Consider the following 15,277-nt stretch of genomic DNA (forward strand, 5'->3'; position numbering starts at 1 on the left):
TCTTAAGATAACGAAATTGGATAATCATAATCCTTTTGTTACTTGCACCAAAAGGAATGAATAAGTTAATTCTTTAAGAAAGGTGGTGAAAACAATGGCTAAAAAAAAAGCAGTGAAAGTATTACGGAAACAAAAGAAAAGAGAAACGCTGCGACGTTTCACGCAGAAGCAAAATATCGGACGAGCTTGTCTCACGGCTAAAGAATTTCGTTTACTTCAGCGCATGTCACATAGTTCAAAAGCATTGCGAAATGTTGGGTTGTATACCATTAAACAAAGTTATTTGAATCATAATAAAATAGCTACTGTAAAAGAAGTGGATACTGCCATGCAAGCCGATATGAATTACTGGGGCGTGCAATCAAACTCTGTCCAAGCCATTCGTAGAGCCTTATATGCAGAAGTAAAAAGCTTTTTTAAAGCATTGGAACAGTGGAGAAAAAAACTGAGAATTTCACAGGGCGTCCTAAGTTTCCGAATTATTCTCGTTCCACTGACAAAAGAATTATTGAAATCTATCAAGTTTCAAAAGTAGATGAGAACGGGTATTGGATGATTCCGATGAGTGTCGCGTTCAGGCAAAAATTCGGTTCCATTAAAATACGTATGCCTAAAAACTTAAGACATAAAAAAATCTCCTACATTGAGATTGTACCGAAGCAAAAAGGTCGGTTCTTTGAGGTGCATTACACATATGAACTGCACGTTTCTCAAATGAAGAAACAATCCACGACTACGAGTAACGCTTTGAGTTGCGATTTAGGTGTAGATAGATTAGTAAGTTGCGTGACAAATACAGGTGATACATTTTTAATTGATGGGAAAAAATTAAAATCTATTAACCAGTACTTCAACAAAAAGATACGTAATTTACAGCAAAAAATACAGAAAATGGAATTCAAAAACGCGTTATAACGAATAAAATGGCTACACTTTGGCATAAACGAGAAAAGCAAATAAATGGTTACATTTCACAAACAGTAGGCCTGTTGTTCAAAAAAGCGAAAGAATTCGATATAGATACGATTGTCGTAGGGTATAACGCTGGATGGAAACAAAAATCTGATATGGGAAAAAAGAATAATCAAAAATTTGTTCAAATCCCATTTCATAAACTGATTGCAGCAATTGAGAATAAGTGTGTAAAAGAAGGCATCCGCTTTTTCAAACAAGAAGAAAGCTATACTTCAAAAGCTAGTTTTCTGAATAAAGATCCGGTTCCAGTTTGGTCTAAAGATAATAGAGCCCAATATTATTTTAGCGGCAAACGAATCACTCGTTGTCTGTACCAAAGTAAATCAGGAACATGTATTCATGCGGATATTAATGGTGCGCTGAATACATTGCAAAAATCACAAGTTGTAGAATTGGATGAAAATCTGAAAGTGAAAACGCCAATTCTATTAGAAGTGCAAAAACGTAAGGCTTTTGCTTCGCGCATAGCTTAGTGGGTGCGTCAACCATCCATGTGTACTCGATTTTTCGGGGCTTGTAGTACACGCCAGATTCATCTGAGTGGTGGCTTCTTTCATAAGGAAGAACTACTCTTTTTCGAAAGGGTGGTGCAAGTGGGAAAGCAATCGTTCGTTGCCAGTACCAACCAAAAACATACTTGGGGTGTTACCATATGGTGGCATGAATGCTAGAGCGTCAACTGTCTAGCGATAGATGAAAAGACCTAGTGTTCTAACTCAAGCCCCCACTGAAATGTTTTATCTCAGTGGGGGAGTTGACTTACTCCCCTGTTTCAGCAAATCGTTTTATACGTTCTCCAATTTCATCGCGAACACGTTGAAATTCAGACCACTCTTTTCCTGCTGGATCATCAAATCCCCAGTGAACACGATTTACGTGCGAAGGTGTCGAAGGACAAACAGAATCTGCATGACTACAAAGGGTAACAACTAAATCAGCGTTATTTAAAATATTTGAATCGATTATATCCGATGTTTGATTCGTTATATCAATATTTACTTCATTCATCGCTTTAATAGCATTTGGATTTACTCCGTGTGCTTCGATTCCTGCAGAATATACATTCCACTTATCACCTAAATATTGTTTGCCCCATGCTTCTGCCATTTGGCTTCGGCATGAATTTCCTGTGCATAAGAAATAGATTGTCTTTTTGTTTTCCATGTTGTTTTCCGCCTTTGTTTTTAAATTATACTGGTTAATCATTAAAATATTTACGCTTAAACCAAAAAGCGACGTTTACAAGTGCAATCATTACAGGTACTTCCACTAACGGACCAATAACAGCTGCAAATGCTGCGCCTGAATGAATGCCAAACACACCAACTGCTACAGCAATCGCTAATTCAAAGTTATTACTACCTGCTGTAAATGCTAACGTTGTCGTCACCGGATAGTTTGCACCAATTTTTCTTCCCATAAAGAAAGAAACAAAAAACATGACAATAAAATAAATGAGTAATGGAATTGCTATTCTTACTACATCTAATGGTACACTAACAATCATTTCTCCTTTTAAAGAGAACATAACGATGATTGTAAATAGTAATGCAACTAATGTAATTGGACTAATCTTCGGTATAAACACCTTTTCATACCACTGTCTTCCCTTTAACTTAACGAGTACAAAACGTGTCAACATACCTGCTATAAAAGGAATTCCCAAATAGATAAATACGGATTTCGCTACTTCTATCATTGTAATATCAACAATAGCTCCTTCAATCCCTAACCATTCTGGAATGACTGTTACAAACACGTATGCATAAACGGAGAAGAATAACATTTGAAATACTGAGTTGAAAGCTACTAAACCTGCAGCATACTCTTTATCCCCATCTGCAAGGTCGTTCCAAACAATTACCATTGCAATACAACGTGCTAAACCAATCATAATGAGTCCGACCATGTATTCTGGCTTATCAGGAAGAAAAATAATTGCTAAAACAAACATAAGTACAGGTCCAATAATCCAGTTCTGTACTAAAGATAAAACCAATACTTTTACGTCTTTAAATACGCGCCCCATTTCCTCATAACGAACCTTTGCTAACGGTGGATACATCATGACAATTAAACCGACAGCTAGCGGGATAGACGTTGTTCCAACTTGTAATGTATTCAGTCCGTCTACTACACTAGGAAATACAAACCCTAAACCAATCCCAACAGCCATAGCTAGAAAAATCCATAGCGTTAAATATCGATCTAGAAAAGATAAACGTTTCATTTTATTTTCCATCTCCTATTAACAACAAGAATTTTGTTCTACTACGTTAGAAGTCGTGCAACAAGATGCCTCTTCTATTTTATGAACATCACTCTGTGCTTTTGTATAAAAGAATTCCCACTCGTTCCCATCAGGATCCGTTACCCAAAACTTATCTTGAACCGCATAGCAACAAGTTGTATCCATCTCATCACGTGCAAAGAACCCTTCTTTTTCTAATCTTTCTTTATGCAATGTAATCTCTTCAGCTGTATCCACTTGGAAACCGAAATGATTTACCTGATTTCCGTTCACTTCATCTCGTACGTTTAGCGTGAAGTTAAGTCCTGGCGTCTCTAATAAAAATTTTGCATAATCCACTTTCACCTTAACTGGTGACACACCAAATACCTTTTCGTAGAATTCGATAGACTTCTCTAAATCCGTAACATTTATACCAACATGAACATATCTCATAGCTTATTCCTCCTCTTTATTTGTTATTAATCAATTTTTTTTGATTAATAGTACGAAATTTTAACAACAGCTACCTTTGCCTGTTTTTCTAAAGATACAACATAATTCTTCTGATAATAAATTGTTTACTTCCGCATCATTTAAATCATAATAACTCCACGTACCTTTTGTTTCTTTTACAATTAAACCTGCATCTAATAAAATCTTTAAATGATAGGACAACTTAGATTGCGTCATGTCAAAAACCTCTGTTAAATCACATACACAAGTCTGGCCTCGCTGACAAAGTTCATACATAATCTCTAAACGCTTCTGATCAGCCAACGCTTTAAACTTTTTCTCATATAACTTAAAATCCTGTGCCACTGTAGGTTCCTCTCCCTTCATCAATTTTTTTTGATATTTATAGTATATACGCAGATGAGTTTTATATGCAACTATTTCATCAATTTTTTTTGATATACAAAAACTTCCTCGCATTCTATCTTTGTTACAATAAAAAAAGACCATAGCTTTTTCAAAGATGAAAAACTACGTTTCTTTTACAACTTAATAGTTACAATATTCCCCAGCAATGGAGTCCCTATAACTCTTTTTAATTTTAATCTGACCATTATAGAGTAATGCCCTATCACCATCAATCTAAGAAAAACAAATACCCAAAAATGAGAAAAATCAATATAACTCTTCGGCAAATAAAGGTAACTCTTGTTTTTGTGCGTATTCATAAAAAGCACGTCACCCTTTCTCATTAACATAAGAGAATAGTAACGTGCTTTTAATTTCAAAAATAGTCTAAATCCTTAAGTTGATGTTTGTGGGGTGGGACCCTAATAAGAACGGTATCTAAGGTTGTATGAGTGGTGTTAGTTCCATTCCAAAGGCCTCAGCCGACGATTAACTCAAGTACCGATTTCGGATGACCCCCATGTGATGAAGTTCGTGTCCTGCGATGCCGTATGCGAGGGCGCGCGCCGTAATGCTTAGGTTGTTGGCTGTGCCCTTGCGGGTCCACGCCTCCGCCGGTAGCCCGCGCAGCAATGTGATCGTTGATTGCCGTACGGCCCGGTAGTCTTCGGCCAATTGCGCCGTTGTCCAGCTTCCGAAAGGAGGCAGGAACAATTCCTGATCGAAACCGGTCAGAGGCGTCTGGTCCCCTCTTGCGAACCGGAGCAGGCGGTAGGTCATGACGCGTTCCGCGTCTGCAATGTGGCCCACGACTTCTTTCAGCGTCCATTTTCCTTCCGCATACCGATATGCGGCCTGGCTTTCGGTCAACGATGCCAGGAGCTCGGTCATTTGCTTTTCCTGGGCGAGCAGAATGTCGATGATGTTACCGTCCGGCACCAAACGGATATATTCGCCGGAGCTCCCGGCGTATTCTACTTCTGACGGTCTTTGATTCATGCATAGTCACCTCTTTATGTATATATAGAAAATTATAGTACTCGTCTATGTCTAATCAATTCGTGAAATGATAAAACTTTCCTTCTAATAATTGAGGATAAGCAACTACTTAGTCGGTCGCCATACTATCCTGATTCGTTAGCACAATAAGCAATGCTAATCAATCATGCATAAAAATTAGAAGTTATACAATATTTCGAAGGTAGTAATATATATTAGGTTATTCCAAAACATACATAAATACATTTTGTCGAAACTATTAAAAAGGGAGAATTTCTCTAGCTGGAGAATTAATCATTGTGTTACCAATATGTAAAAAATCTCAATTTAAAATTAAAGGAGAACAAAATGGGACAAATAATTGTATCAATGTACCTCTCATTAGATGGTGTCATGGAGGAACCAACTTGGACTGCTCCATACTTCAATGAAGAAGTGGCAAAGTTTCAATCCAATTTACTGTTTGAAAGTGAAGCTCTTCTACTAGGGCGAGTAACCTATCAAGGTTTTGCAGCTGCTTGGCCTTCTATGACTGATGAAGAAGGTTTTGCTGATAAGATGAACAGCATGCCTAAATTTGTTGCTTCAACAACTTTGGAAAAAACCGAATGGAATGCAAATCTTATCAAGGGTAATATTGTAGAAGAAATATCGAAACTGAAGGAACAGCCCGGTCAGAACCTTTTAATCTATGGTAGCAGTGAGCTTACACAAACATTAATGCAACATGACCTCATTGATGAATATCACTTTATAGTCAATCCCGTTATCGTAGGGAGCGGAAAGCGTCTCTTTAAAGACCAGAGCAATACAAAAGCATTAAAACTTATAGAAACAAGAACGACCAGTTCAGGTGTCGTTATTCTTTCCTATCAGCCGGAGAAAAAAGAATAATTATTGATAAATTATATAAACAAAAAACTCATCAGAATAAATCCTGTTGAGTTTTTTTATAAGATAATACATATATTAATTTATAAAAATTAGGGCGTTATATTAATCAGACATGTATAGAATATACAACCAACATTTCTAACAAGATCTCGTAAGAAATTTGGAGATAAAAAGTTTTGAATCTCTTGAGCAAATAGTTGTAATTCATTGGATACAGAAATGGACATACAAAAACGCCATCCTTTCCTATGATTCTACAGAAAGGATAACGTCTTTTTAGTTTTATGGATAGTGCAAAACTTTAGCTTTATAGCAATACTTTATATAGCTGTTTAATAATTAATTCTGTTATTTACCTATGTTTACATGACCTTCGTTATCGGTAATAAAAAAATCTTTCAGTAAAGATCCTTTTTATTTCATCACTATTATTTAATTTTATTTATTAAACAAAGAATTTATTGAAACGAATCTTTAAGTTCAGTTGAATTAGAATAGAATTTTGCTTTTGATGGTTGAATACTGCAAATAAATAGTATAATAGATATCAAAAGCATTACAAATGCTCCTGAAACTACAACAAATCGTATAGATATAAGCTCTGAAAAAACACCAAAGATTACAGTAACTGTAATAATTAAAAAAGCCTCAATAAACCCGTAAATACTTACAACTCTGCCCATCACATTAACAGGTATATTGTTTTGATAAAATGTGTAAAAACCGGTATTAGAAAAGGCAGTAGCAAATGATAAAACAAAAACCCCTACAGATGCTATAAAAAAGGTATTAGAAGATGTAAAAATCATATAACCTACTGCAGTTATTAAGGAACCCATACCCATAAGCCATGAGGTAGGTATTTTTTCATTAATTATTGCATTAGATAAAGAACCTGCCAATACTCCTGCTCCAGCAATGCTGACTAAAATTCCATATTCACCTTCAGATAAAGAAAGTATCCTAGTTGCAAAAGCAGCTTCCAAGGAATCTGTAGCTGTCATCATAACTACCATCGCACTAAATAAAAGATATATTATCATGACATATAGAAACTTACGGCTAAATCCAATAACAAGCTTCCAATCATCTATTAATAACCTAAGAGATAATTTTGTTGTATCTGATGTTTTTTCTAACTGTGCAGAGGATTCAACATTAGGCATTCCTACTGTAATTAATGCAGATAAAAATAAAGCTCCAGCATTGATATAAATAGCCATGTTAGGTGTACCAATTGTAAACATCATTCCCGCTATTGCTGGTCCAGTCAAAAATGCTCCGGAATCAAGTAGGCTACGTAAAGAGTTGAAACGTTTTCTTTGTCCTATTGGTATTAACTTTGTAATATAAGTTACCGATGTTGAGTGGTACATAGAGCTCGCTATTGTAATAAGAAAGACCATAGCATATATAAGCCCTAAAGAAGAGAAGAAAGGTAATAATGCAATTAGCACAGTCTGAAAGACACCTAGTGCTATCATGAGATATTTTTTATTTAAACGATCTACAAGACTTCCTGACCAAATGTTAGTAAACAATGTTGATAAAGCCCTAATAATATATAAACCAGAGACAGCAATTGCCGATTCTGTTATGTTAAGAACGATAAGGTTTAGAGCAATAAAGTAAACCCAACTTCCAACACTTGAAACACCAATACTAAACAATAAGATAGATGGATACCGCCAAGTTTCCAATGTTTTTTTTAGACTCAATTGAATTCCTCCTAAAATATAATTAGATAGAATGCAACACTTAAAACAAAATAAAAAAATCCCACCCCCAAGACTTGAAGTCTTAGGGACGAGATTTATCATCGCGGTGCCACCCTAGTTTATTAATATGTCGCCATATTAACCTTATCAGGTACGGCATTTAAAAATGCTTATACCTTAGCTCTATAACGGGAGCTCCCGTCACATCACCCCCTCCTAAAAGGTTCCGACGTGCTGCTCTGAGGCTTGCTTCAATAAAGAAATTCTAACCCTTTTTCAGCTACCAGGGTTCTCTGTATAGAATTCACTTTATTTACTCTTCTCTTCATCGCATTTATTTTTTATATAATATCACCTATTGGTATCCGCGTAAATGTCTGAATTTTTTATAATACAAAAAACCTATTAAGATATATGATTCTCATCTAACAACTAAAAAAAGAAAAATACTTCAGGGCAAAAATTATTTGTAACTTTAATACAAAGTCTTTTTTTCGTTTTGGGGGTACTATAAAATATTAGCTTGATAGCGATGTGGCGAGACCCCAAACAGTACGATTTTATTTCAAAGACATAACGATCTTACTACACACTTTTTATTTATCTCACACTCTCATCTGCTAGCATTACTATTTTTTATTATTAATGTTGCCGTTTCACTCGGATGGCTAAGAGGAAAATGATGGCCATATGAAACAAAATCAACCTTACCAAGATGCGATGGAGCAGAATAACCTCTGTCATAATCCCCCCAAATAATATGAAGATTATACTTTGTTACTTCATTGAAATCACCTTGATTGTTTTTCAGTAGTAAACTGTTAAGCTGAACCGTAGTATTTAAAATTCTAGGAGAAGTAAAACTGGTCCTTATTTTTTCAATATAATGTTCAGGGATGCTCTCGATACTTTCAAACAAACCATTACTTAATAAATAACGCTCTATCAAATTAGTAGTTGCCAGTTTTAATGTCCATTTGTTCATAAATTGAGGAACATTTAGCGATTTAGCATTTTTTTTAACAACAGGTGGCTGAAGTAAAGTGATTGAATACTTCTTATCTATGTACTCTTGTACCAATGCTTTCAGAAGAATAAATGCACCGAATGAATGGCCAATTAGATGTGCACCATTAGTAGCTTTCTCCAATAACTTTTTCACTACATCCAAATAGATATATAGAAGATTTTTCTCTAATTTAAAAGGAGAACGTCCCAAACCTGGAAGATCCAAGATCCATACAGGTTGACCAGTTTTTTCATGAAGCTCTTGTGCTAAAGGAAATAAATCCTCTCCATCACTCAATAAACCATGTAATAAAATAAACGGTTTACCCTCTCCTTGTAATTGGTAAAGGGTAGTGTTATCACATAATGTTCGTTTAAATAAATGATTATGCTGGCCATTTTGATACATCATTCGATAATCCAGATCTGCTACTACGGCAGGGAAAAATTTCATTACACTCGTCTCCTTAAACCAATCTCCTCCCATAATTTTTTTCGCTGAAACATTTGAAAATTTTCGTTTTGTAATAAAATTCAGTCCATCAGAAGGAATTTTTGTTATTTTACTTATTCCACTATTCATAATTGCTTTCATAAGTGGCATTGGAACAGAAATTTTTGGTGCCCTCATATTCATACTTTCCGACATAATACTTAATAATTCAGCAATGTTCTGATCGTGCGGTTTCTCTTCAACAAGTGTATATGTTTGAATAGTCGGTTGCTCCAATCTGAAAACCTGCACAATAAACTTCGCAAGCTCATCGTTTGAAATAAGTGGTAACCTATATCCCTTACCTCCAGGAATCACTGGCATGAGCCCTCTTCTCATACTCATCACAAGCAAACCTAATCCTGCTATCTGTTCTGTACTCCCTGTTTTACTACTACCGACTACAGTTGGCGGATTAATTACAGAAAGCGGATAACCTACTGCTGATGCCTGGTGACGGATATAAAGATCTGCTAAAAATTTTGTTCTCTCATATGGATTTTTTATTTTCAAATAATCGTTTCCCTCTTTAAACACATCAATTGCAATCTTGCTATTTTTATCATCAAAGGGGCTCATATAACCTACAACATGAATAAATTGTTGCAAGCTCTTCAATTGATGAATACTTTTAGCTAATTCACTAATATGTTTTGCGCCATTTAAAAATACGGAAGCTGCCTCTTTACTTGTCGCTTGAATATCCATGGGGCCTCCTGCGTGAATAATTACATCCGTTTTCAATACCCTCTCCTTATCTTCAGCACTTAGACCTAAATCTATTTTCGTCAAATCACCTTCAATAAAGTCCATAACTGCCTTTTTTAAGATGCCTCTTTCTTGAAAAAGGCGTATTGCTTTACTTTTCGACCTCACTAAAAGAAGAATTTTAACATCCTCTTTGGCTAATTCTTTCACTAATTGCTTTCCAATAAAGCCTGTTCCACCAATTAAAAATACTGTTCTCATATAAGATCTCCTTTTTAGTACTATTCAGTACTAATTTGATGTAAAAAAAATGCTTCTTTTATCGAAGCAATTTTAAAAAATGATCTGCTGTTTTCGTGATTACAGTTGCATCCTTCAATGTTTCTGAAATAAATAACGCTCCTTCAAGATTTGTAATAAAAAGGGATGCAACCTCATCAATATTAATCGTATTTCTGAATTCTCCATTCTCTACCCCTTGTTTAAGCAATAGAGAAACCTTCTTTTGTAATCCTGTAAAAAAAAGACCTATTTTTTCTTTTATTTGTGTGGCCTGTGTAGGACTTTGAATATAAAGAGTAATAAATGGACAGCTCCCTTTATACTCTCTCGACTGAACTCCTTGTGATAATTGCTTTAAAAACAGTTGGATACGATCTTCAACTAAAAATTGGTTCTGAGAAAGCACGTCATCAATTGCAGATTGATACATTTCAATCCAATAATCAACGACCCCTTCTAATAGTACTTCCTTATTAGAAAAGTGATAATACACATTAGACTTTGAAACTTTGCTTACACGTACTAATTCATCCATACTTGTATAAGCAAACCCTTTTTCTAAAAATAATGTTGCAGCTACTTCAATTACACGTTTTTGATTCATTAATTTTACCTTTGTCATAACTAGAACTATATAGTACTAGTTTAAATATTGCAAGTATTTATGTTAATTTAGAAAAAAATTTGATAAAAAAAGTTCCACTAACATTGATTTTACTGCAAAAAAATCTTAGCATCAGTGTTACACAAAAAAGAAAAGGAGTGGATCCCCCACTCCCTTTAACTATCTACCCCTGATTCCTCTGCACCTCTCTAAACTCCTCCTTCACCTTCTCTAACAACCCTTCTTCCGTAATTAATCGATACGCCGTATTCGCTAATGCTTTTGCGGATGTAATCAACGCTTTATCTCCAAGTTCTGAACGCGCTGCTTCTCTAAATTCATTCGTATGTGCAATTAAATCATCTGAACCAATTTTAATGTACGGATGAATGGTCGGTACGACTTGGCTTACATTTCCTGCATCTGTTGAGCCGATGCCAAATCTTTCTTTCCGATTTACGTCTTCACCTTGTAATTCTAGTTCTTCGGCTACGACTTCATTAAATGTTTTTGTTACGAGTAGTTCATCGATTTCATTTTGGAATTGATGAATTTTCACTTTCGTACCTGTTGCTAATGCTGCTCCCTCTGCGATATTTCTTACTTTCTCTGTTACTTCCGCACATCTTTTTCGCGTTGCTGCGCGGATGAAGAACCTTGCTGCGGCATAGTCAGGAATAATGTTAGGTGCTTTTCCGCCCTCAGTAATAATGCCATGAATTTTCACATCTGACGGAAGTTGTTGGCGAAGTGCGTTAATGCTGTTATACAGTTGAATGACCGCATCTAATGCGTTAATTCCTTCTTCTGGTGAAGCTGCAGCATGAGCTGTTTTTCCGTAAAAGTGAAAATCAAGTGGATCGACTGCTAGTGAAGGGCTCGTTGTCGCTGTTTTTCCACTCGGATGAATCATAAGTGCCGCATCAATATCTTTAAATAAACCAGCTTTTACATAACTCGCTTTCGCACTACCGTTTGGTCCTCCTTCTTCAGCCGGCGTACCAAACACGACAACTTCCCCGCCAATTTCTTCAAGCGTTTCTGATAATGCGATCGCTGCTGCAACGCTAATTGTGCCAATTAAATTGTGACCACACGCATGACCGAGTCCTGGTAAAGCGTCATACTCAGCTAAAAATGCGATAACTGGTCCTTGTTTTCCCGAGCTTTTTCGTGCGATAAATCCTGTTTCATGACCAGCTATATTGTGCTGCAACTGAAATCCTGCACTACCTAGTAATAAACTTAGCGTTCTAGATGCGTAAAACTCTTGGTTACCAATCTCCGGATTCACATGAATATCGTGACTTGTTTCTATGTACTTTTCCTTATTTCTTTCAATACTCTCTTCAATTGTTTTTCTTTGTGACGTTACTCCAGTCGCTCCCATTTCTCTTCCCCCTTATATTTTCACGTAAAAAAGCCTCTTTCTAAAAGATAGAAAGAGGCTTCTGCATATACAGTCAAAATGAGCTTCTTTCTTATCTTTCAAGTTACCTTGCTGGAATTGGCACAGTATTCATAACGAATCCGCTGCCGAGGTGTCATAGGGCCAGTCCCTCAACCTCTCGCGATAAGAATTTTCATAAAATTATATTAAATTACATTCATTCTAAGTTCATTCCGATTAAAAGTCAAGGAATTCCTATCCGAATTTACCGAATATCTAAAAATCCTTTTAATACACCAATTGTTTCTGGTGCTTGCAGTCTTGCACATACGTACGGAAATTCCGTACTACCTTCAAATATCATTTGGGATGTGAGCGGTGCGCCTGCCCAGAAGATTTCATCATCGATTACGATAAACGGAAATGCTTTATTTTGTCTTTGTAACTTTATATTTTTTAATGGAACTGGTCCATCACTATACACTGTTATTTGCGCATTTGTACGCATTAACGCTTGCCATACTCGTTTGTCCACTTGTTTTGTACTTGGAAGTGAAATAATAATTTTTCGTTTTGCAGCTAAAATATCTTTCAATAGCCCTTTTGGCTCTTCAAGATTCATTTCCATAAACCAGCGTAAACGTTTTGAAATTTTCCGCTCCCACAATTGCCTTGAGGTCGTGCGATCATACACATCTCCGTGACGTTCTATGTGAGCTGTTAATTGTGATAACGCTTGTTTTCTTGAAAGGTTTTTACGCATATAATGGCAATCTGATAATTGAATGAACTTCCCTCTCGCTCTTGTCACTGCTACATTGACGAGGCGATGGTTTTTATGGTCAAAGAATAATACGCCAGGCCGTTCTTGCGGATAACTGTCAACTGTATCAAAGATCATCATATCTCTTTCAGAACCTTGGAACTTATGAACTGTCGCCGCTAAAACTGGTATGTTTTGATATTTCGTTCTCTGCAACATTTCTCTAATACACGTCGATAAAAAGCGAGACTGCGCCCTGTAAGGCGTCACAACACCAATGGATTGAACACCGTCTAACAGTCCGATCAACATCATTTGCATCGCTACTAAACCAGACATAATATTAAAACGAGATCCTGAAGCAGCGTCTTTTAACGAAAATGCTCCCATTAGACTCGTATCAAATAAAACGCTTGCCTCATTTGCGAACGGTTGCAATCGCGCAAGTTCTTTACGTTCTGAAACAGACGGATGGTCATATACTCTATTTTTATAAATAAATGAGTTTGTAAACTTCGATATATCCGCATGCATACGTCTTTGTTCTTGTAGCATAAAGAGGTTCGGATGTGCTTCTGATTTATTAACAGACTCAACAATTCCGGCATGGTAAAACATATCTTCCCCAAGCCACTTTCGAACGAGTTCATGGTTTGCCATCGCAATTGGAGGTAACTGTAAAAAGTCACCACATACGACAATACGCTTTCCAAGTGAAGCAGCTAACGCAATTTGCGGAACATATGCCATACTCACTTCATCTACAACAACTAAATCAAATGTACGCTCATAAATAAGTGAATCAATGGCACATTTCGATAAAGTTGCGCCGATTACTTTCGCATTTTCAATGTATTCTTTTTCTACTTCTTTAATTTTAGCTTTTTGCTTTCGAAGATCACTTTCAATCTCTTGTATACGCTTCTTATCAGCAGAAGTTGCTTTATACGATAAAATCTTTTCACGAAGATCTTGGCGTGTTTCTTCTAAATAGAGTCTTTCTTCTCCCCAAGATCCGTTCGTCGTTTCAACTAACTTCGACGCAAGTAACGTTTCATGATTTCGTATATGTTCATGTTGGCTATAACCGTAACGAACAATTTCGCCAGGCGTCCATTTCTTTTTCTTTTCAATTTGCTTCGTTACTTCACTCATTAATACGTCCACTGCCGCATTACTGTGAGCTAATACAAGTACCGATTTTCCTTTTTGATAATGAGCCGAAATAATACGTGATAAATTGTAAGACTTCCCTGTTCCAGGCGGTCCCCACACGTACGTCGTCGGATTGTAAAACGAACGATACGCCAATTCATTTTTCGGATTTTTCATCTTCTCAATATGTTTCGGACTGCTCGTCCCATCAACAAGACGCTTTATACGATTACGTTTTAGCTTATCTTTACGCGCTTCTTTTAATCGCTCCTGTAGTTGCTCTAACAATTGCCACGGTTCACTGTATAAAACAGCTTCTCGTATTTCTCCTTGTATATAGTCATTTAATTTCAGTTCTATTTCTAATCCATGTACAGATAATACTTCCCCTGTCGCTTCCTCACCATCGAACTCAATTCGAATTGGTGAACCTTCCGGTAAGCTTACTTCCGAGATAAGCTGAAATACGTATACTGTACTTTCATAATCTGTATATAAAAAACGACCGTTCATGATAGAAATTTTACTACCACCTATCGTTTTCCAATGTTTAATTTCATACGCTAATGCATAATGCCACTCTTTCATCGTTTCCGATAATGAAGGAGTTTGAGTAGGTGTATTCATCGTATAATCTCCTTCCTTCTCCCCAAACATACTTTCTCACTATACCATATAACACGCTAAAATTTGTAAGGTTTTTATCTTGCTTATTTTCTTAATTTTCAATATTATATTGTATATAATTTTCAGAAAGAAGGAATCTACATGCCAGTTAGAAGAATTGAACACGTCGGACTTATGGTCGCAAGCTTAGAAACATCTATTTCATTTTATGAAGAAGTAGTTAGCTTACAGCTCATTAAACGTATGGGACATCCGAATCCAGACTTAAAACTCGCTTTTTTAGGTGTGGAAGGATCAAAGGAAACGATACTCGAACTCATTGAAGGCTACAACTCTTCTCTTCCGGCAGAAGGAAAAGTACATCACATTTGCTTTAAAGTAGATTCATTAGAGGATGAAATCGAAAGACTACAGAAACACGACGTAACCTTCCTACTAGGAGAAGAAATTGAAACATTACCAGATGGAACACGTTACATATTCTTCGCTGGTCCTGATGGAGAATGGATTGAGTTTTTTGAGACGGAGAGATAAAGTGAAACTTTAATCAGCCCTCACCAATCGGAC

The 15,277-nt window shown here is 36.2% G+C and carries 12 protein-coding genes, 1 pseudogene, 1 riboswitch and 1 other annotated feature; of the genes and pseudogenes, 3 read left to right on the plus strand and 10 right to left on the minus strand.

What is annotated here, in order from left to right; all coding sequences use genetic code 11:
- Positions 1-94 precede the first annotated feature (94 nt).
- A pseudogene (locus tag COL05_RS29745) lies at positions 95-1,448 on the plus strand (RNA-guided endonuclease TnpB family protein).
- A gap of 286 nt (positions 1,449-1,734) precedes the next feature.
- On the opposite strand, the gene arsC reads toward COL05_RS29745, so the two are convergent.
- The 5 genes from arsC to COL05_RS29780 all read right to left on the minus strand — a co-directional run bounded on the left by arsC (position 1,735) and on the right by COL05_RS29780 (position 5,068).
- On the minus strand, positions 1,735-2,139 hold the full coding sequence (gene arsC / locus COL05_RS29755; RefSeq protein ID WP_098671228.1) for an arsenate reductase (thioredoxin): 405 nt from the start codon (positions 2,137-2,139) through the stop codon (positions 1,735-1,737).
- Between the two features lie 34 nt (positions 2,140-2,173).
- Complete coding sequence (arsB, locus tag COL05_RS29760) at positions 2,174-3,205, minus strand: ACR3 family arsenite efflux transporter (protein ID WP_098671229.1); 1,032 nt, start codon at positions 3,203-3,205, stop codon at positions 2,174-2,176.
- Between the two features lie 18 nt (positions 3,206-3,223).
- On the minus strand, positions 3,224-3,661 hold the full coding sequence (locus tag COL05_RS29765; RefSeq protein WP_098671230.1) for an ArsI/CadI family heavy metal resistance metalloenzyme: 438 nt from the start codon (positions 3,659-3,661) through the stop codon (positions 3,224-3,226).
- Between the two features lie 60 nt (positions 3,662-3,721).
- Entirely contained in the window at positions 3,722-4,048 is a 327-nt protein-coding gene (gene arsR, locus COL05_RS29770; RefSeq protein WP_172796559.1) for an arsenical resistance operon transcriptional regulator ArsR, read from the minus strand.
- A 510-nt stretch (positions 4,049-4,558) separates the two neighbouring features.
- Positions 4,559-5,068 carry a DinB family protein gene (locus COL05_RS29780; protein WP_098671231.1) on the minus strand — a complete coding sequence of 170 codons (510 nt, stop codon included), beginning with the start codon at positions 5,066-5,068 and terminating at the stop codon, positions 4,559-4,561.
- 348 nt (positions 5,069-5,416) lie between these two features.
- On the opposite strand from COL05_RS29780, the gene COL05_RS29785 reads away from it, so the two are divergent.
- Positions 5,417-5,962, plus strand: coding sequence for a dihydrofolate reductase family protein (locus COL05_RS29785; protein WP_098671232.1), 546 nt, complete (start codon positions 5,417-5,419; stop codon positions 5,960-5,962).
- A gap of 458 nt (positions 5,963-6,420) precedes the next feature.
- Here COL05_RS29785 and COL05_RS29790 read toward each other — a convergent pair whose 3' ends face one another.
- From COL05_RS29790 to COL05_RS29810, 5 genes are all read right to left on the minus strand, one after another.
- Entirely contained in the window at positions 6,421-7,680 is a 1,260-nt protein-coding gene (locus tag COL05_RS29790) for an MFS transporter (RefSeq protein WP_098671233.1), read from the minus strand.
- A gap of 81 nt (positions 7,681-7,761) precedes the next feature.
- Positions 7,762-8,018 (minus strand) — a binding site (T-box leader).
- Positions 8,019-8,293: 275 nt separating this feature from the next.
- Positions 8,294-10,150, minus strand: coding sequence for an alpha/beta fold hydrolase (locus COL05_RS29795; RefSeq protein WP_098671234.1), 1,857 nt, complete (start codon positions 10,148-10,150; stop codon positions 8,294-8,296).
- Positions 10,151-10,208: 58 nt separating this feature from the next.
- Complete coding sequence (locus COL05_RS29800) at positions 10,209-10,775, minus strand: TetR/AcrR family transcriptional regulator (protein WP_001072324.1); 567 nt, start codon at positions 10,773-10,775, stop codon at positions 10,209-10,211.
- A gap of 184 nt (positions 10,776-10,959) precedes the next feature.
- Complete coding sequence (locus COL05_RS29805) at positions 10,960-12,165, minus strand: M20 family metallopeptidase (protein ID WP_098671235.1); 1,206 nt, start codon at positions 12,163-12,165, stop codon at positions 10,960-10,962.
- An 88-nt stretch (positions 12,166-12,253) separates the two neighbouring features.
- A riboswitch (SAM riboswitch) is annotated at positions 12,254-12,355 on the minus strand.
- 75 nt (positions 12,356-12,430) lie between these two features.
- On the minus strand, positions 12,431-14,740 hold the full coding sequence (locus tag COL05_RS29810) for an AAA domain-containing protein (protein ID WP_142337728.1): 2,310 nt from the start codon (positions 14,738-14,740) through the stop codon (positions 12,431-12,433).
- 111 nt (positions 14,741-14,851) lie between these two features.
- Here COL05_RS29810 and COL05_RS29815 point away from each other — a divergent pair, with 111 nt between their 5' ends.
- Positions 14,852-15,244, plus strand: coding sequence for a VOC family protein (locus COL05_RS29815; protein WP_098671237.1), 393 nt, complete (start codon positions 14,852-14,854; stop codon positions 15,242-15,244).
- The last annotated feature ends 33 nt before the right edge of the window (positions 15,245-15,277 follow it).

Source organism: Bacillus sp. AFS059628 (assembly GCF_002571225.1).
Lineage (GTDB): Bacteria > Bacillota > Bacilli > Bacillales > Bacillaceae_G > Bacillus_A.

What these genes read in the sequence shown, in the direction of transcription:
- arsC (WP_098671228.1), bottom strand. Translation starts at nt 2,139, where the DNA reads ATGGAAAACAAAAAGACAATCTATTTCTTATGCACAGGAAATTCATGC.
- arsB (WP_098671229.1), bottom strand. Translation starts at nt 3,205, where the DNA reads ATGAAACGTTTATCTTTTCTAGATCGATATTTAACGCTATGGATTTTT.
- COL05_RS29765 (WP_098671230.1), bottom strand. Translation starts at nt 3,661, where the DNA reads ATGAGATATGTTCATGTTGGTATAAATGTTACGGATTTAGAGAAGTCT.
- arsR (WP_172796559.1), bottom strand. Translation starts at nt 4,048, where the DNA reads ATGAAGGGAGAGGAACCTACAGTGGCACAGGATTTTAAGTTATATGAG.
- COL05_RS29780 (WP_098671231.1), bottom strand. Translation starts at nt 5,068, where the DNA reads ATGAATCAAAGACCGTCAGAAGTAGAATACGCCGGGAGCTCCGGCGAA.
- COL05_RS29785 (WP_098671232.1), top strand. Translation starts at nt 5,417, where the DNA reads ATGGGACAAATAATTGTATCAATGTACCTCTCATTAGATGGTGTCATG.
- COL05_RS29795 (WP_098671234.1), bottom strand. Translation starts at nt 10,150, where the DNA reads ATGAGAACAGTATTTTTAATTGGTGGAACAGGCTTTATTGGAAAGCAA.
- COL05_RS29800 (WP_001072324.1), bottom strand. Translation starts at nt 10,775, where the DNA reads ATGAATCAAAAACGTGTAATTGAAGTAGCTGCAACATTATTTTTAGAA.
- COL05_RS29805 (WP_098671235.1), bottom strand. Translation starts at nt 12,165, where the DNA reads ATGGGAGCGACTGGAGTAACGTCACAAAGAAAAACAATTGAAGAGAGT.
- COL05_RS29810 (WP_142337728.1), bottom strand. Translation starts at nt 14,740, where the DNA reads ATGTTTGGGGAGAAGGAAGGAGATTATACGATGAATACACCTACTCAA.
- COL05_RS29815 (WP_098671237.1), top strand. Translation starts at nt 14,852, where the DNA reads ATGCCAGTTAGAAGAATTGAACACGTCGGACTTATGGTCGCAAGCTTA.